General features: G+C 70.7%; 18 protein-coding genes. 7 read left to right on the forward strand and 11 right to left on the reverse strand.

Annotation, left to right across the window (positions count from 1 at the left end; all coding sequences use genetic code 11):
- Nucleotides 1–70: 70 nt before the first annotated feature.
- Together AAG827_RS06525 and glnA are read right to left on the reverse strand one after the other, a co-directional pair.
- Nucleotides 71–343 (reverse strand): helix-turn-helix domain-containing protein, encoded by a 273-nt coding sequence (locus tag AAG827_RS06525; protein ID WP_341925068.1) that lies wholly within the window; start codon nucleotides 341–343, stop codon nucleotides 71–73.
- 394 nt (nucleotides 344–737) lie between these two features.
- Complete coding sequence (gene glnA, locus AAG827_RS06530) at nucleotides 738–2,162, reverse strand: type I glutamate--ammonia ligase (RefSeq protein WP_341925069.1); 1,425 nt, start codon at nucleotides 2,160–2,162, stop codon at nucleotides 738–740.
- A gap of 192 nt (nucleotides 2,163–2,354) precedes the next feature.
- Between glnA and AAG827_RS06535 the strand changes: the two genes are divergently transcribed.
- Entirely contained in the window at nucleotides 2,355–2,768 is a 414-nt protein-coding gene (locus AAG827_RS06535) for an RDD family protein (protein WP_341925070.1), read from the forward strand.
- An 85-nt stretch (nucleotides 2,769–2,853) separates the two neighbouring features.
- The gene (locus AAG827_RS06540) at nucleotides 2,854–3,711 is read left to right on the forward strand and encodes a hypothetical protein (RefSeq protein ID WP_341925071.1); all 858 of its coding nucleotides are present in this window, start codon (nucleotides 2,854–2,856) and stop codon (nucleotides 3,709–3,711) included.
- Between the two features lie 26 nt (nucleotides 3,712–3,737).
- On the opposite strand, the gene AAG827_RS06545 is transcribed toward AAG827_RS06540, so the two are convergent.
- The 5 genes from AAG827_RS06545 to lipB form a co-directional block, all read right to left on the reverse strand.
- Nucleotides 3,738–4,460, reverse strand: coding sequence for a DUF4191 domain-containing protein (locus AAG827_RS06545; protein ID WP_341925072.1), 723 nt, complete (start codon nucleotides 4,458–4,460; stop codon nucleotides 3,738–3,740).
- A 44-nt stretch (nucleotides 4,461–4,504) separates the two neighbouring features.
- Complete coding sequence (gene lipA / locus AAG827_RS06550) at nucleotides 4,505–5,467, reverse strand: lipoyl synthase (protein WP_341925073.1); 963 nt, start codon at nucleotides 5,465–5,467, stop codon at nucleotides 4,505–4,507.
- 54 nt (nucleotides 5,468–5,521) lie between these two features.
- Nucleotides 5,522–6,517, reverse strand: coding sequence for a hypothetical protein (locus AAG827_RS06555; RefSeq protein ID WP_341925074.1), 996 nt, complete (start codon nucleotides 6,515–6,517; stop codon nucleotides 5,522–5,524).
- Complete coding sequence (locus AAG827_RS06560) at nucleotides 6,514–7,479, reverse strand: ABC transporter ATP-binding protein (RefSeq protein ID WP_341925075.1); 966 nt, start codon at nucleotides 7,477–7,479, stop codon at nucleotides 6,514–6,516. Before AAG827_RS06560 ends, AAG827_RS06555 begins: the two co-directional genes overlap by 4 nt.
- Before the next feature lie 76 nt (nucleotides 7,480–7,555).
- Nucleotides 7,556–8,281 (reverse strand): lipoyl(octanoyl) transferase LipB, encoded by a 726-nt coding sequence (gene lipB / locus AAG827_RS06565; RefSeq protein WP_341925076.1) that lies wholly within the window; start codon nucleotides 8,279–8,281, stop codon nucleotides 7,556–7,558.
- Nucleotides 8,282–8,373: 92 nt separating this feature from the next.
- Between lipB and AAG827_RS06570 the strand changes: the two genes are divergently transcribed.
- Nucleotides 8,374–8,901 (forward strand): hypothetical protein, encoded by a 528-nt coding sequence (locus AAG827_RS06570; protein ID WP_341925077.1) that lies wholly within the window; start codon nucleotides 8,374–8,376, stop codon nucleotides 8,899–8,901.
- Here the strand turns inward: AAG827_RS06570 and AAG827_RS06575 are convergent.
- The 3 genes from AAG827_RS06575 to lpdA form a co-directional block, all read right to left on the reverse strand.
- A complete protein-coding gene (locus AAG827_RS06575) occupies nucleotides 8,878–9,798 on the reverse strand; it encodes a TIGR01777 family oxidoreductase (RefSeq protein WP_341925078.1) in 921 nt (306 codons plus the stop codon). The genes AAG827_RS06570 and AAG827_RS06575 overlap by 24 nt on opposite strands.
- An 87-nt stretch (nucleotides 9,799–9,885) precedes the next feature.
- Entirely contained in the window at nucleotides 9,886–11,673 is a 1,788-nt protein-coding gene (gene sucB, locus AAG827_RS06580; protein ID WP_341925079.1) for a 2-oxoglutarate dehydrogenase, E2 component, dihydrolipoamide succinyltransferase, read from the reverse strand.
- A gap of 29 nt (nucleotides 11,674–11,702) precedes the next feature.
- Entirely contained in the window at nucleotides 11,703–13,094 is a 1,392-nt protein-coding gene (gene lpdA, locus AAG827_RS06585; protein ID WP_341925080.1) for a dihydrolipoyl dehydrogenase, read from the reverse strand.
- A 154-nt stretch (nucleotides 13,095–13,248) separates the two neighbouring features.
- Here lpdA and AAG827_RS06590 point away from each other — a divergent pair, with 154 nt between their 5' ends.
- Complete coding sequence (locus AAG827_RS06590; protein ID WP_341925081.1) at nucleotides 13,249–13,626, forward strand: hypothetical protein; 378 nt, start codon at nucleotides 13,249–13,251, stop codon at nucleotides 13,624–13,626.
- A gap of 493 nt (nucleotides 13,627–14,119) precedes the next feature.
- Here the strand turns inward: AAG827_RS06590 and AAG827_RS06595 are convergent, their stop codons facing one another.
- The gene (locus AAG827_RS06595) at nucleotides 14,120–15,625 is read right to left on the reverse strand and encodes a leucyl aminopeptidase (RefSeq protein WP_341925082.1); all 1,506 of its coding nucleotides are present in this window, start codon (nucleotides 15,623–15,625) and stop codon (nucleotides 14,120–14,122) included.
- 59 nt (nucleotides 15,626–15,684) lie between these two features.
- On the opposite strand from AAG827_RS06595, the gene gcvT reads away from it, so the two are divergent.
- Genes gcvT through AAG827_RS06610 form a run of 3 tightly spaced genes read left to right on the forward strand, consistent with a single transcriptional unit; the run spans nucleotide 15,685 to nucleotide 17,881 of the window.
- Nucleotides 15,685–16,788: a glycine cleavage system aminomethyltransferase GcvT gene (gcvT, locus tag AAG827_RS06600; protein ID WP_341925083.1), complete on the forward strand. Its 1,104-nt coding sequence runs from the start codon at nucleotides 15,685–15,687 to the stop codon at nucleotides 16,786–16,788.
- Complete coding sequence (locus tag AAG827_RS06605; protein ID WP_341925084.1) at nucleotides 16,785–17,042, forward strand: hypothetical protein; 258 nt, start codon at nucleotides 16,785–16,787, stop codon at nucleotides 17,040–17,042. The genes gcvT and AAG827_RS06605 overlap by 4 nt, the downstream gene beginning before the upstream one ends.
- Nucleotides 17,039–17,881: an aminoglycoside adenylyltransferase domain-containing protein gene (locus AAG827_RS06610; RefSeq protein WP_341925086.1), complete on the forward strand. Its 843-nt coding sequence runs from the start codon at nucleotides 17,039–17,041 to the stop codon at nucleotides 17,879–17,881. Before AAG827_RS06605 ends, AAG827_RS06610 begins: the two co-directional genes overlap by 4 nt.
- Nucleotides 17,882–17,985 lie beyond the last annotated feature (104 nt).

Consider the following 17,985-nt stretch of genomic DNA (forward strand, 5'->3'; position numbering starts at 1 on the left):
AATGCTGATGAGCGTCTGCCGCCTGGTGGCGCTGGGACCGATTCCGCCCGGAGCCGGCGGTGTCTTGATTTCACCGGTTCTCCTCGAGCCGCACCGTCCAATTGATCACGGTTGCTGCCCGCCAGCGCAGGTGTTTGCCGACGCGGAAACCCACCGGGCCGTAGCCGGTCGTCCGCCAGGAGTAGATGGTCTGCTTGGTTACGCCCAGGTAGGACGCGACGTCGTCGATGTCCCAGAGCTCTTGGGCCTCGGCCAGCCTGGGTGTCCGGCTGCCACCGTCCCCGCGCCGCCGAGGGCCAAAGATTCCCGGTTCCACACCCGGCACGTTCGAGTTCGTTGCCATCATCAAGCCCCTCCTTGCGGCACTGACGGACAGTTGGTCTACGGGCACCTATGTTCAACGGCGGCATGGGAGCGATCACCTCAAGGCAGGTGATGTGGCGGCGAGTCGGCGTGGGAAACGCAGCCGTGATCCCGAAGCTGCCCGATGCGAAGCTGGCCGTTCGGGCTGCTGACTCGGGCGAAGTGCGCCGCGGCGACCTACCTGGAGGTGCCCCTGAGGATCGGGTAGCGGGGATGGCGTCCGCCAATTTTGTACCAAATTTGTAACAGACGGGCGGCTACCAACAGCAAACGCCGCCAAGCGACCACAGGGTCGCTCGACGGCGTTTGTGCAGGTCAGAGGCTGTTTATTGCGGTCAATCGGCGTTGCTGAATGACCGCAGCCGGAGGCCCGGTTAGATGTCGTAGTACAGCTCGAACTCGTGCGGGTGCGGGCGCATCTGCACGGGGAGGATCTCGTTGGTCCTCTTGTAGTCGATCCAGGTCTCGATCAGGTCCGGCGTGAAGACGTTGCCGGCCGTCAGGAACTCGTGGTCGGCCTCGAGGGAGTCGAGGACGGCGTTGAGCGAGGTCGGGACCTGGTTGATGTCGGCCATCTCGTCGGGCGGGAGCTCGTAGATGTCCTTGTCGATCGGGGCGGGCGGCTCGATCTTGTTCTTGATGCCGTCGAGGCCGGCCAGCAGCAGCGCCGAGAAGGCGAGGTAGGGGTTGGCCGACGGGTCGGGGCAGCGGAACTCGACGCGCTTGGCCTTGGGGTTGGAGCCCGTGATCGGGATCCGGACGCAGGCCGAGCGGTTGCGCTGGGAGTAGACCAGCGAGATCGGGGCCTCGAAGCCGGGCACCAGGCGGTGGTAGGAGTTGACCGTCGGGTTGGTGAAGGCCAGCAGCGAGGGGGCGTGCTTGAGCATGCCGCCGATGTAGTAGCGCGCCATGTCGGACAGGCCGCCGTAGCCGGTCTCGTCGTAGAACAGGGGAGTGCCCTGGTTCCAGATGGACTGGTGCACGTGCATGCCGGAGCCGTTGTCACCGAAGATCGGCTTGGGCATGAATGTCGCCGTCTTGCCGTTGCGCCACGCGGTGTTCTTGATGATGTACTTGAACTTCATCACGTCGTCGGCGGCCTTGAGCAGCTCGTCAAAGCGGTAGTTGATCTCCGCCTGGCCAGCAGTGCCGACCTCGTGGTGGGCGCGCTCGACGATCAGGCCGGACTTCTCCAGCTCGATGACCATCTCGTCGCGGAGCTCACCGAAGTGGTCGGTGGGCGCGACGGGGAAGTAGCCGCCCTTGTACTTGACCTTGTAGCCGCGGTTGTCGTTCTCGAAGCTGTCACCGGTGTTCCAGGCGCCGGCCGAGGAGTTGATCTCGTAGTAGCCGGCGTTCTGCTTGGTCTCGAAGCGCACGTTGTCGAAGACGTAGAACTCGGCCTCGGGGGCGAAGTAGGCGGTGTCGCCGATGCCCGTGGTGCCGAGGTAGGCCATGGCCTTCTTGGCGATGTTGCGCGGGTCGCGGGAGTAGGGCTCGCCGGTGAGCGGGTCGTGGATGAAGAAGTTGACCACGAGCGTCTTGGCGGCGCGGAACGGGTCGATGAAGGCCGTCGTCGGGTCCGGGAACAGCGACATGTCGGACTCGTGGATGGCCTGGAAGCCGCGGATCGAGGAGCCGTCGAAGCTCAGGCCGTCCTCGAAGACGGACTGGTCGAACGACGACACCGGGACCGTGAAGTGCTGCATGACGCCGGGCAGGTCGCAGAACCGCACGTCGACCATCGCGACGCCCTCGTCCTTGATGTACTTGAGCAGCTCGTCGCTGTTCTGGAACATTCGTCCTCCTTGGCTGCGACCCGTGGTGGCAACCGTCAAAGCAAGCGAGTGGACACACGGCGCGCCGTTGCGCCGATAGTGATGCCCGCAACGTACGAACGGGCCGTGACGCGACGGTATCGGTAATGTTTCTGCGATGTAACAGGTGGCCCACTCGCGAGACCGTCATGGGCGCGCTACTAGCCTGGCGCCGTGGTGACTGCCGGCTTCGAGACCGCCTCCTGGGCGCGTCGTGTCCTCGCCCTCTTCGTCGACTGGGTGGCCTCGACCCTCGTGGTGATCGTCTTCGTCGGCCTTGCCGACTACGCCGAGCCCGGCAGCAGCGCGCAGCTCTACGTCCTGCTCGTCTACGTGCTCGAGTCGGCGGTGTTCACCTGGTTGCTGGGCGGCTCCTTCGGCAAGCTCGCCACGCGGTTGCGGGTGGTCCCGGCCGACGGACGGTTGCGGCCCCTCAACCCCCTCAAGACCCTGCTGCGCCAGGTGCTGATCGCCCTGGTGATCCCGGCGCTGGTCTACCGGCCCGACGGGCGCGGGCTGCACGACGTGCTCGCCGGCACGGCGACGGTGACCATCGACGAGTTCAACAGGCTGCTGCGCCCGGCCTGAGCGACCCGCCGAGTGGTCTGGGCCGGGTGTCAGTCGCCTTCCGGATCGCTAGCCTGAGGGCACCCACCCCTCGAAAGGCGCCCCCATGTCGCTCACCCTGCTCCGTCGTACGGCGTCCGCCGCGACGTTGACCCTCGCCCTCACCGGCCTCGCTGCCTGTGGAGGCGGTGACGACACGTCGGGCTCCGACGCCGCCGCAGACTCGTCCAGCTCCAGCGCGCCAGACGAGGTCGGCGAGTCCGACGGGGGCGAGGACGTGGGCGCTGAGGAGAGCGAGGACACCGAGGAGGCCGTTCCGACCGCCGGTGAGGAGATCGACGCCTCCGAGATGGCCGATGTCTTCAAGACCGCCTTTGAGGGTGCGACCACCGCGACCGTCGCGCAGTCCATCGGCGGGGGCGGGGACGGCGGCTTCGAGTCGACCGGGGTCATCGACTTCTCGACGACGCCGCTGTCCATGGCCATCTCGATCGACGTGCCGCAGGCGCCCAAGCCGATCCAGACGATCATCGTCGACGGCTTCATCTACCAGAACATCTTCGGCGACAAGTTCACCAAGACCGCCCTCGACGACCCCGCCAACCCGGCCGGCGACCTCAGCGACCAGCTCGACATCGGTGCGCAGTTCGAGACCTTTGAGAAGGCGATCACCGCGGCGACGTACGTCGGGGAGGAGGACGGCCTGGAGCACTACAGCCTCGTGCTGGACTCCAGCACCCTGCTCGACGAGCAGGGCACCGATCTCGGCTCCCTGCCCACCGGATCGGTGCCGGAGACCTTCACCTACGACCTGTGGTTCGACGACGAGGGCAACCTGCGCCGGATGCAGAGCGACCTGGGCGACGTCGGCGGCGAGCTGGTCGCCACCTACGACAACTGGGGCGAGCCGGTCGAGATCGTCGCTCCCGACGCCTCGCAGATCATGCAGATGCCGGGCGCCTAGGTCTCGACAGGCTCGACCAACGGCCCTTAGCGGCCGCGCATGTTGCCGCGCATCCCCTTCATGCTGTTGGGCACGGGGCCCTTCGGCAGGGGGATCGCGGAGCGGTTGGCGTCCAGGGCCTTGAGCCGGTTGAGGACGTCGGTCATCTCGGCGGGCTTGACCTGACGGCCCAGCTTGGTGACGTGTCGGACCAGCTTGGCCAGCGGGACCTGGCCCTCCTCGGAGCCGACGACGACCTCGTGGATCGGCGTCTCGGAGGCGACCCGCTCGTGCTTGCGGCGCTCGCTGAGCAGCAGCTGACGCACGCGGTGGGGGTTGCCCTCGCCGATCAGGACGATGCCCGGAGGGCCGACCACGCGGTGCACGACGTCCTGCTGCTTGGTGAAGGCGATGACCGGGTCGGACTTCCAGCCGCGCTTGAGCAGCGTGAGCGCGCTGGCGGCGGCGCCGGGCTGGCCGGCCATGCGGTCGTAGGCGGTGCGCTGGGCGCGACGCGAGAAGACGATCATCATCGCCAGGAGGCCGAGCATCAGGCCGCCGACGATGGCGATGACCAGGCCGATGGTGCCGCTGCCGGGCAGGATGTAGAAGAGCCCGAAGCCGAGGGCGCCGAAGAGCAGGAACGACCCCAGCATCCACAGACCGATGCGCTTGTCGGTCTGCTTGGTCATCTTGTAGGTCGCCACGATCTGCTGGCGACGACCCATCTCGGAGGGGTCGGTGGGCTGAGCCTTGTCCTTCTTGGCCATGGAGCGGTGCTGCCTTGTCGACTCGGGCTGACGACGTCGTGTCGTCAGACGGTGGCGGGGGTGACGGAGGTCGTGATGCCCTCGCGGGCGTCCATCGCCTGACGGTACAGGCGCCCGGCCCGGTAGGACGAACGGACCAGCGGGCCGGACAGGACACCGGAGAACCCGATCTCGTCGGCCTCGTCACGCAGCGCCACGAACTCCTCCGGCTTGACCCACCGCTCGACGGGGTGGTGCCGTGCGGAGGGGCGGAGGTACTGCGTGATGGTGATGAGCTCGCAGCCGGCCGCGTGGAGGTCGCGCAGGGCCTGCGAGACCTCGTCGCGGGTCTCGCCCATGCCGAGGATCAGGTTGGACTTGGTGACCAGGCCGAAGTCGCGGGCCTGGGTGATCACGTCGAGCGAGCGGTCGTAGCGGAACGCGGGACGGATCCGCTTGAAGATCCGGGGGACGGTCTCGACGTTGTGGGCCAGGACCTCGGGACGCGACTCGAAGACCTCACGGAGCAGGTCGGGCTGGCCGTTGAAGTCGGGGATCAGGTTCTCCACGCCGATGCCGGGGTTGAGCTCATGGATCATCCGGACGGTCTCGGCGTAGAGCCAGGCCCCGCCGTCGGGGAGGTCGTCGCGGGCGACGCCGGTGATGGTGGCGTAGCGCAGTTGCATCTTCTGCACGGACTCCGCCACGCGGCGCGGCTCGTCGCGGTCGAGCGGGTCGGGCTTGCCGGTGTCGATCTGGCAGAAGTCGCAGCGACGGGTGCACTGCTCACCGCCGATGAGGAACGTCGCCTCCCGGTCCTCCCAGCACTCGAAGATGTTGGGGCAGCCGGCCTCCTGGCACACGGTGTGCAGTCCCTCGGACTTCACCAGGCTCTGGAGCGCCTTGTATTCGGGGCCCATCTTGGCCCGGGTCTTGATCCACTCGGGCTTCTTCTCGATGGGGGTCTCGGCGTTGCGGACCTCGAGACGGAGGAGCTTGCGGCCTTCAGGGACAGGAGCAGTGGTCACTCCCGCAACTGTACGCCGCTCCCACAGGCAGGCGAACTCGACGTGAGGTCGTCGTCAGGGCACGTCGCGACGGTGGAACGAGACCACCGACGCGGCACCCGCCAGGACCAGGAACGAGCCGACGTAGAGGGCGCCGTTGCGCGCGGGGAGCACCTTCTCCTCGTCGCACACCGCACCCTGTGGAGGGCGGTTGGTGTAGCACTCGTCGGGGACCGAGACGTAGTAGTCGGCGCCGTCGAGCACCACCGCCGCGATGTTGGTCTGCGGCTGGAACTGCTCGTCGATGCCGAGCACGGCGATCAGCGCCCCGCCGGCGACGGCGACCGCGAAGAGCACCCCCAGCGTCGCCACCGTGCTGCGGAAGAGCATGGTGAGGGCATAGCCGCCCAGGGCCGCCCCGCCGGCCACCAGGGCGCCGCGCAGGCCGTCCTGGAGGCAGTCGACGAGGATCTCGGTGGTGGCGGGCAGGTCGCGGGAGCGGGCGACGGCCCAGAGCGCGAGCCAGTAGCCGGAGAAGACGACCAGCGAGAGCACGACGGACACCGCGAAGACGACCAGCGCCTTGGCGGTCCACACCCGCGTGCGCCGGGTCTCGAAGAGCAGCTGGTTGCTCATCGACCCGCTGCCCCAGTCGTGACCGACCAGGGTGGTGCCGGCGAGCAGGAGCAGGACCGAGACGAGCGCGACCACGGCCAGACCGGTCTCGTCGCGCTCCTGGGCCAGGTCGAGGGTCTCGAAGTAGAGGAACCACTCGCGCTGGGGGAGCACGAAGGACTCGCACTGGGCCTGCAGGTCCGGGTCGTCGGCCTGGAGGCCGAAGCGCTGCGGCTTGGCGACGCAGCGGTCGAGCTCCTTCTGGACGTAGGGACGCGCGGTCTCCTCGGCGACCTGCTGGTCGACCCGGGCGAGCTCGGCGTCGGAGGGCGGCTGGGTGCTCCACGCACGGGCGACCCCGAACACCACGGGCAGGACCACGACGGCCAGGAGGAGCAGGAGGACCGCACGGCGCCAGCGCAGGCGGGTGAGCTCGACGAGCAGGAGGCGCCTCATGCGGCACCGCCCTGCGTCGGACGGTCGGCGTGCTCGTGGCCGAGGGTGTCGGCCTCGGTCAGCTCGAGGAACACCGACTCCAGGTCGCGTCGTACGGGGGTGAGGGCGGTCAGCCAGATGCCGGCCTCGCCGAGCGTCCGCGTCACGTCGGCCGGCGCCTCGGACTCGACCAGGAGCCCCGGCTCGTCGGACACGGCCGGTGTCACCGCGAAGCCGGCGCCCTCGAGGACCGACCGGGCGGCCACGGGATCGGGCACCTCGACGCGCAACGCGGAGGCACCGCCCTGGAGCAGCTCGTCGACACGGCCCGAGGCCAGGAGCCTGCCGTTGCCGATGATCGTCGCGGAGGTGCAGACCTGCTGCACCTCGGCCAGGATGTGGGAGCTCAGCAGCACGGTCACCCCACGCTCGCCGAGGTCTCGGATGGTGTCGCGGATCTCGCGGATGCCCGCCGGGTCGAGGCCGTTGGTGGGCTCGTCCAGGATCAGCAGCTCGGGGTCCTTGAGCAGGGTGGCCGCGATGGCCAGGCGCTGCTTCATGCCGAGCGAGTAGGACTTGAAGCGGTCCCGGTCGCGCCCGGTGAGGCCGACGGTCTCGATCGCCGCGTCGACGCGGCTGGTCGGCGCACCGATGGTGCGGGCTAGGAGCAGGAGGTTCTGCCGGCCGCTGAAGTTGGGGGAGAACTTGGGGGACTCCACGACGGCACCGACGCGGTCGATGACGGCCGGCAACGCCTGCGGCACCGGGTGGCCGAAGAGCTCCATCGACCCGTTGCTGGCGCGGGCGAGGCCGAGCAGCATCCGGATGGTCGTCGTCTTGCCGGACCCGTTGGGGCCGAGGAATCCGTGCACGCCACCTCGGGGGACCGCGAGGTCCAGGCCCTGCACGGCGACGCGCAGGCCGCCTCGTCTGCTGCGGAACTCCTTGCGGAGGCCCGTTGTCTCGATCACCAGGTCACTCATGTGCCGTGTCTCTCCGTCCGTCCCGAGGGAGACGATCACAACAGACGAAAAGGTTGTGTCAGCGGCGTGACACGCCTCAGGGCGTGAGCAGAGTGATGCGCGGCGTGCGTCCCGGCTCGGGCCGGGCGTCGAAGTCGGGGGTCGGCACGTAGGCGTCCCAGGCGAGGTAGCGCGCGAGGTGGCGCTCCACGACCGGGAGGACCTCGGTGACGGTGACGGGGCGCTCGAGCTCGTGGCTGAGGGTCGTCACGCCGGCGTCGGCGATGCCGCACGGGACGAAGCGGTCGTACCACCCGAGGTCGACGTCGCAGTTGAGCGAGAAGCCGTGCATCGTCACCCCACGGCTGACCCGGATGCCCAGGGCGGCGACCTTGCGCTCGGGACCGCGGTCGTCGGCGCGCAGCCAGACGCCGGAGCGACCCGGCACGCGGGCGGTGGTGACCCCGAGCTCGCCGCAGGCCTGGATGAGGGCCTCCTCCACCCGTCGTACGTAGTCGACGACCTTGACGTGGTCGGGCAGACGCACGATGGGGTAGCCGACGAGCTGGCCGGGGCCGTGGAAGGTGATCATCCCGCCGCGGTCGACGTCGATGACGGCCGCGCCACCGGGGTCGGCGGGCCGGTCGCCCGGGGCCGTGCGCTTGCCGGCGGTGTAGACGGGCGGGTGCTCCAGGAGCAGCACCGTGGGCGGACGGCTGCCCTCGACCACGCCCGCGTGCACCTCGCGCTGGAGGTCCCACGCCGCGAGGTAGTCGACCGCGTCGGCTCCCAGGCCGACCTGCTCGAAGCGCAGCTCACTCACGTGCTCGAGGCTACCCCGGCGCCGAGGAGGTCAGCGGGGCTGCCTGTGGAGGAGCGGTCGCGCCGTCGGTCGGGAGCCGGTAGGAGTGAGGGATGACCCGACTCCTGCCCCGACTAGTGCCCTGCCTCGCCGTGCTGCTGGTGGCGCTCGCCACCGTCTCCGCCTGTACGACGGACCCGACGGTCGCGCGTCCGGCCGCCGGGTCGGTGTCGGTCCGGGCGGACGTGGCGGCCGGGGTGTCGCCCGTGGCGGTGCTCCAGGAGTGGGATCGCCGACGGGCCGAGGCCTGGGCGGTGGGCGACACGGCGGGGCTGAGGGCGCTCTACGTGCGGGGGTCGCGGGCGGGTGAGCGCGACGTGGCGATGCTGCGCCGGTGGCTCGACCGGGGGCTGAGGGTCGACAGGCTCGAGGTGCAGGTGCTCCGCGGCCGGGTGGTGGCCCGGGCGCCCCGGCGCATCACCGTGGCGGTGAGCGAGCGGCTGGTCCACGCCACCGCTACGGCCGGTGCGCGCCGCTGGGTGCTGCCGGTGGGCGCGGTCACGGAGCGGCGCGTCACCCTCTGGCGCACCGCCGGCAGGTGGCGGGTCGCCGGGGTGTCAGTCGCGGGCGGCCAGGCCTGAGGCGACCACGGCGTGCACATCGGGGTCGGCGAAGACGTAGCCCGCGGCCTCGAGCGCGGCCGGTCGCACGTTGAGCGAGCCGAGGATCTCCGGCCCCATCTCACCGGCAGCCACCTTGAGGATCGCCTTCGGTGCGGTGGCGAAGGCCGGACGGTGGAGGGCCTTGGCCAGGGCGCGGGTGAACTCGGCGTTGGTCGGGGTCTCGACGCAGCAGAGGTTGAACGCCCCCGACGCGGTCGGGTGCTCGACGAGGTGGGAGACGGCGCCGACCCAGTCCCGCAGGGAGATCATCGCCATGTGCTGCTTGCCGTCGCCGAGCTTGCCACCGAGTCCGGCCTTGAAGAGCAGGCGCAGCTGCTGCAGGGGCGCGGCACGGCGGTCCATCACGGGAGCGGTGCGCAGGACGCAGACCCGGGAGCCGGCGTCGACGGCGGCGTCGGCGGCCGCCTGCCACTCACGGGTCACGTCGGTCAGCAGCGCGTGGCCGCGGGTGTCGGCGGACTCGGTGAGGACCTGGTCGCCGTGGTCGCCGTAGTGGGAGATGCCGTTGCCGGCGAGGAAGGCCGGGGGCTGCTCGGCGGCCGCGATCGCCTCGGCCAGCACGCGGGTCGTCGTCACGCGGCTCTCGCGCAGCTCGCGGGCCCACTTCTTCGAGTGCGGGTTGCCCGCGGTCGGGGAGCCGGCCAGGTTGACCACGACGTCGGCGTCGGCGACCAGGGCGCGGTCGACCTGACCGGCGTAGGGGTCCCAGGTGGACTCGGCGGTGCTGCTCGGGGCCCGTCGTACGAGCGAGGTGACCGTGTGGCCCCGGCGCACGAGGTCGGCGCGCAGGTGGGTGCCGAGGAAGCCGGAGCCGCCGGCGAGGACGACGTGCAGGGGTGCCTGGGGGGAAGCCATGGCGCAAGCCTCCCATCACCGCCAAGGGGAGCGACGACGGAGGCCCCCGCTCGAGCAGTGCTCGTGCGGGGGCCTCCGGTGGGTGGGTCAGACCTCGAACTGGCCGGCCTCGAGGCGCTTCTTGACGTCCTGCAGGAAGCGACCCGCGTCGGCGCCGTCGACCAGGCGGTGGTCGTAGGTCAGCGCGAGGTAGACCATGTGGCGCACCGCGATCGTCTCGCCCAGGTCGGGGTCGTCGATCACGACCGGGCGCTTGACGACCGCGCCCGGGCCCAGGATGGCGACCTGCGGCTTGTTGATGATCGGCGTGTCCCAGAGGGCGCCGACGCTGCCGAGGTTGGTGATCGTGAACGTGCCACCGCCGAGCTCGTCGGGGCCGATCTTGTTGGTGCGGGTGCGCTCGGCGACATCGGCGATCTTCTTGGCCAGGCCCGCGATCGAGAGGTCACCCGCGTCCTTGACGACCGGGGTGATGAGCCCCTTCTCGGTGTCGACCGCGAAGGCGAGGTTCTCGACGTCGTAGTAGGTGATCGTGCCGGCGTCGGTGTCGATCGTCGCGTTGAGCTTGGGGTGGACCTTGAGCGCGTCGATCGAGGCCTTGGCGAAGAACGGCAGGTAGGACAGCTTCACGCCCTCGCGGGCCAGGAAGTCGGCCTTGGACTTCTCGCGCAGCCGGGCAATGCGGGTGACGTCGACCTCGATGACCTGCGTGAGCTGGGCTCCCGAGTGCAGCGAGTCGAGCATCCGCTCCGCGATGATCTTGCGCAGCCGGCTGATCTTCTCGGTGGTGCCGCGCAGCGGCGACGGCGCGGCCGACGGCGCGGGGGCTGCGGCGGCCGGAGCAGCGGCGGCTGCGGGAGCAGCGGCCGGTGCCTCCTTGGCCTTGGCGGCGTCGAGCACGTCCTGCTTGCGGATGCGCCCGCCGACACCGGTGCCGGTGATGCTCGACAGGTCGACGTCGTGCTGGGTCGCGAGCTTGCGGACCAGCGGGGTGACGTAGCCGGCGCTGTCGTTGGACGGCGCCTCCTGCGTGGCCTTCTCCTGAGCGGGCTCCGGGGCCTTGGCGGGCTCCGGCTCGCTCTTGGCTGCGGGGGCGGGAGCCTCCTGCTTGACCGGCTCGGGCTCCGGCTCCGGCTCCGGCTCGGGCTCGGGGGCCTTCTCCTCCTTGGCCGGCGCGGCGGGGGCGGCGTCGCCCGAGCCGATGACGGCGAGCTCGGCTCCGACCTCGACGGTCTCGTCCTCCTCGACCTTGATCTCCAGCAGGGTGCCGGCGACTGGGGAGGGGATCTCGGTGTCGACCTTGTCGGTGGAGACCTCGAGCAGCGGCTCGTCGACCGCGACGTCGTCGCCGACGGCCTTGAGCCAGCGGGTGACGGTGCCCTCGGTGACGGACTCACCGAGCGCGGGCAGCGTCACGGAGGTGCCGGAGCCGCCACCCGATCCACCGGACCCGCTGTCGGAGCCACCGGACGCGGCCGGCTGCTCCTTGTCGGCCTCGGGGGTCTCGTCGCCCTCGGGGAGGTCGCCGGTCTCCTCGACGATCTCCTCCTCCTGCTCGGCCTTCTTCTCGGCCTCGCCCTCGTCCTTCGGCTGTGCCTCGGGCTCGGCGGTCTCGTCGGCGTCGCCGGCGGACTCGCCCTCGTCACCGATCACCGCGAGGATCGCGCCCACCTCGACGGTGTCGTCCTCCTGGGCCTTGATCTCCAGCAGGGTGCCGGCGACGGGGGAGGGGATCTCGGTGTCGACCTTGTCGGTCGAGACCTCCAGCAAGGGCTCGTCGACGGCGACCGTGTCGCCGACCTGCTTGAGCCAGCGGGTGACGGTCCCTTCGGTGACGGACTCGCCGAGAGCTGGGAGGTTGACTTCGGTGGCCATGGACTTCCTTTACGCGCTGGTGGTGGGGATCAGGAGTGAGCGTGCAACGGCTTCCCGGCGAGCGCGAGGTGCGCTTCGCCGAGAGCCTCGTTCTGGGTGGGGTGGGCGTGCAGCAGAGGAGCGACGTCCTCGGCGTGGGCCTCCCAGTTGTAGATCAGCTGGGCCTCGCCGATGAGCTCGCCGACGCGGTCGCCGACCAGGTGGACGCCGACCACGGGCCCGTCCTTCTGACGCACGAGCTTGACGAAGCCCTGGGTCTTGAGGATCTGGCTCTTGCCGTTGCCACCGAGGTCGTAGGTGATGCTCTCGATGCCGTCAGCGCCGTAGGTCTCGACGGCGTCGGCCTCGTTGAGGCCGACCGAGGCGATCTCGGGGTGGCTGTAGGTCACGCGCGGGATCCCGAGCTCGTCGATGGGCTGCGGGTCGAGGCCGGCGATCTCCTCAGCGACGAAGATGCCCTGCTGGAAGCCGCGGTGGGCCAGCTGGAGCCCCGGGACGATGTCGCCGACGGCGAAGATGCCCTCGACGTTGGTGCGGCAGCGCTCGTCGGCGAGCACGAAGCCGCGCTCCATCGCCACGCCGATCTCCTCGTAGCCGAGACTGGCGGTGCTCGGACCGCGACCGACCGCGACGAGCAGCAGCTCGGCCTCGATGACGCTCTGCTGACCGTCGGCCCCCTCGACGGTGACCGCGACGCCGTCGTCGGTGGTCGTCACGCTCTGGAAGGAGGTGCCGGTGCGGAACGCGATCTTGCGCTTGCGGAACGCGCGCTCCAGGGCCTTCGACGACGCCTCGTCCTCGACGGCGACCAGGCGCGGCAGCGCCTCGATGATCGTGACCTCGGCGCCGAAGCTGCGCCACACGCTGGCGAACTCGCAGCCGATGACACCGCCGCCGAGCACGATCACCGATGCGGGCACCCGCTCGAGGCGCAGTGCGTGCTCGGAGGTCAGGACCCGCTCACCGTCGACCTCGAGGCCGGGCAGGGACTTGGAGTAGGAGCCGGAGGCCAGGACGAGGTGACGACCGGTGTGGGTCGTGCCGTCGACCGTGACCTCGCGGGGGCCGGTGACCCTGCCCTCGCCCTCGATCACGGTGATGCCGCGCGACTTGATGAGGCCGGCCAGCCCCTTGAAGAGGCGCGAGACCACGCCGTCCTTGTAGGCGTTGACGCCGGGCATGTCGATGCCGTCGAACGACGCCCGGACACCGAACTGCTCGGACTCCCGGGCGCTGTCGGCGACCTCCGCGGCGTGGAGAAGGGCCTTGGTGGGGATGCAGCCGACGTGGAGGCAGGTGCCCCCCAGGTTGCCCTTCTCGACGAGACCCACGGACAGGCCCAGCTGGGCTGCGCGCAGGGCACAGGCATAGCCCCCGGATCCCGCCCCGAGAATGAGAACGTCGAAGTCCGCCTCTGCCACGCTGGTCCCTCCATAGTCACCGATGCGCGTCCCATCCTTGCACTTCTGGCGCGCGTGACAACACCGGCCTCAGCGCGGCCACCCGCGAGTCGCCACGACCCCCTCGCGAGGGGTCCTGCGCGCGAGATGACCGTCGAAGGGGCAAACTGGTCACATGGGTTTCATGGACCGCTTCCGCCGCGGGTCGGGCATGCGGATGAGCAAGCCGGCCAAGGACGGACTCCGCACGGGCTCCACGCGGGTCCGCGCCTCCGACAAGGTCGACGAGGCGCACCTGCACGAGTTCGTCACCGCGCGCCGCGGTGTGGAGGGGTTCGTCGAGCCACGCACAGCGGTCAGCGACGTGACCCTGCTCCTCGTCGCGCACGACGGCGAATGGACCCGACGCCGGGTCCCCTCGATCAACTGGGCGCACGACTTCGCCAACAAGCACCAGGTGCCGTCCTACGACGCCGCCGTGGTCGGCATCCCGCAGCGCATGCGCGACTACAACAGCCGGCAGAAGCAGCAGCGCAAGGAGCGCGGCTACTAGCCGCACGGATGCGTGGGTGCTGGCTGGCCCTTCGTCGGTCGAGCCCGGCGAGCGCAGCGAGTCGGCGTCGAGACCTCGGTGAGGTGCTCGCCTGGGTGGGGGTACGGCGTACGCCGCACGGCTGAGGTTGGTGGTCGGCGTGCGGGGTCTCGACGCCTCGTCTCTGGCGCTCCTCGGGCTCGACCTCCGAACACTGCGGTGGATCGCACGCACCAGGTGCGTGTGATCGACCGCAGTGATCCGTGGTTGCTTGCTGGTCGAGCCCGGCGAGCGCGGCGAGTCGGCGTCGAGACCTCGGTGAGGTGCTCGCCTGGGTGGGGACACGCCGTACGCCGCACGGCTGAGCTTGGTGGTCGGCGTGCATGGTCTCGACGCCTCGTCGCTTGCGCTCCTCGGGCTCGACCAGCGACCCCGCCTCGGGCTCGACCAGCGACCCCGCCTCGGGCTCGACCAGCGACCCCGCCTCGGGCTCGACCAGCGACCCCGCTGCAGGCTACTTCTCGGCGGACAGCGCGCGGGCGTAGTCGACCAACGTGGTGACGGCCCAGCCGGTGCCGCCGCTGGTGAGGTGACCGCGGGGGCCGCCGGAGTTGAAGGCGGTGCCGGCGATGTCGAGGTGCGCCCAGGGGAGGCCGTGGGTGAACTCGCGCAGGAACGCACCGGCGAAGAGACCACCGCCCCAGCGCACCCAGTCGTGCTGGGAGAGATCGGCGATCTTGCTGCCCCTCACCCGCTCGACCATGCCCTCGGGGATCGGCATCGGCCAGTGGTCCTCGCCCGCGACCTCCGAGGCGGCGATGACGCCCTGGACGATCTCGTCGGTGCCCATGACGCCCGCGACACGGTCGCCGAGCGCCAGCACCATGTGGCCCGTGAGCGTGGCGACGTCGAGCAGGACGTCGGGCTCCTGCTCGGCGGCGCGGCCGAGTGCGTCGGCCAGGACGAGACGCCCCTCGGCGTCGGTGTTCTGGATCTCGACGGTGGTGCCGCCGTACTGCGTGATGACGTCGCCCGGGCGGATCGCGGAGCCGGACACCATGTTCTCCGCCATCGCGGCGAAGGTGCTGACCTTGATCGGCAGGCCGAGCGCGGCGATGGCGAAGGTCGCCTGGATGACGGCGGCGGCGCCGGACATGTCGCTCTTCATCTCACCCATGCCCTGGGCCGGCTTGATGGTGAGGCCGCCGGAGTCGAAGGTGATGCCCTTGCCGACCAGCGCGAGGTGGCAGCGGGCGTCCTTGGGGGCGTAGGTGATCTCGACCAGGCGCGGGGGAGCGGCCGAGGCCGCGCCGACGCCGAGGATGCCGCCGCAGCCGAGCTCGGCGAGGCGCTTCTCGTCGAGCACGGTGACGGTGACCTTCGGGCCGCCGCGGCCCTTGGTCCACTCCTTGCCCGACGCCACGGCCGCGTCCGCGAAGACCGGGGGCGTCAGGTCGCCGGGAGGCGTGTTGACCCAGTCGCGGGTCTGGGCGACGGCGCGCGCGACGACCTGCGCCTCCTCGAAGGCGCTGGTCATCTCCTTGCGACGCGGGTTGGGGCACAGGAGCACGACGTCGCCGGGGGCGTCGTCCTTGGTCTCCTTCTTGTACGTCGTGAACGTGTAGGCGCCGAGCATCGCGCCCTCGGTCAGGGCGCGCACCAGCTCGGGGGAGTCGGCCGGCAGGGCGACCGCGACCGACGCGGCGTTGGTCACGGCGCGGACGGCGCCGCCGAGGGCACGGCGCACGGAGGCGGGCGTGGCCTCGTCGCCCAGGCCGACCAGGACCAGCAGCGGCGAGGTGATCGTGCCGCTCGTGGGGACCTTGACCAGCTCGCCGGCCTTGCCCTTGACGCTGAGGGTCGCGAGCAGCGGGGCCAGCTTGCGGCCGTAGGCCTTGGCCACGTCCTCGCCGCCGGGCGCGAGCTGCGGTCCCTTGTCCGTGGACAGGACGCCGACCACCACCGCGTCGGCTCGGGTCTTGGCGGGGCTGGCGCTGCGCAGCGTGTAGGTCGTGGTCACCGCGGCAGACTAACCCGCACCCCGCAAGGGTTCGCAGGGGCTGCGGTAGGTTCGCGGCCATGGCCGAGCTCCTGCGATCGCCCCTCCATGACCGACATGTCGCGCTGGGCGCCAAGTTCGCCGAGTTCGGCGGGTGGTCCATGCCGTTGGAGTACTCCTCCGGCGTCGTCAAGGAGCACACCGCCGTGCGCACCTCGGTCGGTATCTTCGACGTCAGCCACCTCGGCAAGGCGATGGTCACCGGCCCGGGAGCCGCCGACTACGTCAACCGCACGCTGACCAACGACCTGGCCAAGATCGGTCCGGGACAGGCGCAGTACACGCTGTGCTGCGACGACGTCACGGGCGGTGTCGTCGACGACCTGATCGTCTACTACCGCGACGACGAGCACGTGCTCCTCGTGCCCAACGCCGCCAACACCGCCGAGGTCGTACGACGGCTCGCGGCGTCGGCGCCCGAGGGCGTGACGGTCGCGGACCACCACCGCGACTACGTCGTGCTGGCCGTCCAGGGGACGCACTCCGACGAGGTGCTGAGGGCGGTCGGCCTGCCGGTCGGCCACGACTACATGAGCTTCACCGAGGCGGAGCACGACGGCAGCGGCGTCGTGGTCTGCCGCACCGGCTACACCGGCGAGCGCGGCTACGAGCTGATCGCGGCCAACGAGGTCGCCGAGTCCCTGTGGGACGCACTCGTCGCCGCGGGCGCGGCGTACGACATGCTCGCCTGCGGCCTCGGGGCCCGCGACACCCTGCGCACCGAGATGGGCTATCCCCTCCACGGCCAGGAGATATCCCTCGACGTGACGCCCAACGAGGCCCGCCTCGGCTGGGCGGTCGGGTGGAAGAAGGAGGCCTTCTGGGGGCGCGAGGTGCTGCTCGCCGAGAAGGCGGCCGGTCCCAAGCGCACCCTGCGCGGCCTGGTCTCCACCGGTCGCGCCATCCCACGCCCGCACATGATGGTCAGCCTCACGCCCGACGTGATGCTCGGCGAGATCACCTCGGGGACCTTCTCCCCGACGCTCAAGAAGGGCATCGGCCTCGCGCTGCTGCCCTCCGACATCCACCCGGAGGCGGAGGTGAGGGTCGACGTCCGCGGACGCCGCGAGATCTTCCAGCTCACCAAGCCCCCCTTCGTCGACACCTCGGTGAGGGAGTCATGAACCTGCCCGACCAGCCGCCCACCTTCCGCCCGCCCTCGACCGCCGACCTGCCGTGGTGGTGGCGCCTCGAGGACAAGGAGGGGACCGAGGTCACCGTCTCCGAGGACTACGCCGGCCAGCGCTTCGCGAGCCAGGCCGACGCCGAGTCCTGGGTCGGTGAGTTCTATGCCGAGCTCGCCGAGCAGGGCGTCGACGGCGTCACGCTGCTCGAGGTCGACCGCGTCGTCTACGGGCCGATGTCGCTCCACGCGTGATCCCTGCCCCGGTCCCTGAGCAGGTCTCGGAGGTCTGCGCGACGTTCCTGCGCGTGGCGCCGCCGGGCCTGGTCACGGGGCTCTACCTGCGTGGCGGCACCGGCTTCGGGGAGTGGGTCCCGGGGCAGAGCGACGTCGACTTCGTCGCGACCCTGGCCCACCGGCCGGACCGGGCTGCGGTCGAGGCGCTGCGGGTGGCGCACGAGCAGGTCGCCGCGGCCCACCCCGACGTGGCCTTCGACGGGGTGCACGTCCTGGCCTCCGACCTCACCGGCGACCCGGCCGACTGCCCCGACGTGCCGATCGTGCTCGGCAGGCTCTTCGAGGGCGAGGGAGTCCTCCACGAGGCCGTCGTGGTCTGGCACGAGCTCGCCCGGCACGGGGTGCGCGTCGCGGGGCCGCCCATCGCCGAGCTGGGCGTGTGGACCTCGCAGGCCGTCCTCCTCGCCTTCACGCGCGCCAACCTCGACACCTACTGGCGCGGCAGCGCCGAGGCCCTGACCGCGATGCCGTCCGAGGGCGCCCGTGAGGAGGCGTGCTGCTGGTGCGTCCTGGGGGTCACGCGCCTGCACCACCTGCTCGTCACCGGCGAGATGACCACCAAGTCGCGCGCCGGCCGGTGGGGGCTGGGCGCCTATCCCGAGCGCTTCCACCGCGTCCTGCGCGAGGCGCTGCGCATCCGTGAGGACATCCACGAGGTCGAGGCCTCCTCCTACGGTGACGACAGGGAAGCCCGGGGGAGGGACACCGCCGCGCTCACGGCCTGGGTCGTGGCGCAGGGGACCGAGAGCCCGTCAGGCCCGACGGGCTCGGCCACCACCCTGCCCTCACGCCGTTAGCGTCGCGCCGTCGCAGGGCCGTGTCCGCCACGGCGTCGGGGTCGGCCACTTGTACGGTCACGTCGGGTGTGCACGGTGCGTGCTGACCCAGATCGAGAGCACGG

It is taken from the genome of Nocardioides psychrotolerans (genome assembly GCF_943371775.1).
GTDB classification, from domain to species: Bacteria; Actinomycetota; Actinomycetes; order Propionibacteriales; family Nocardioidaceae; genus Nocardioides; species Nocardioides psychrotolerans_A.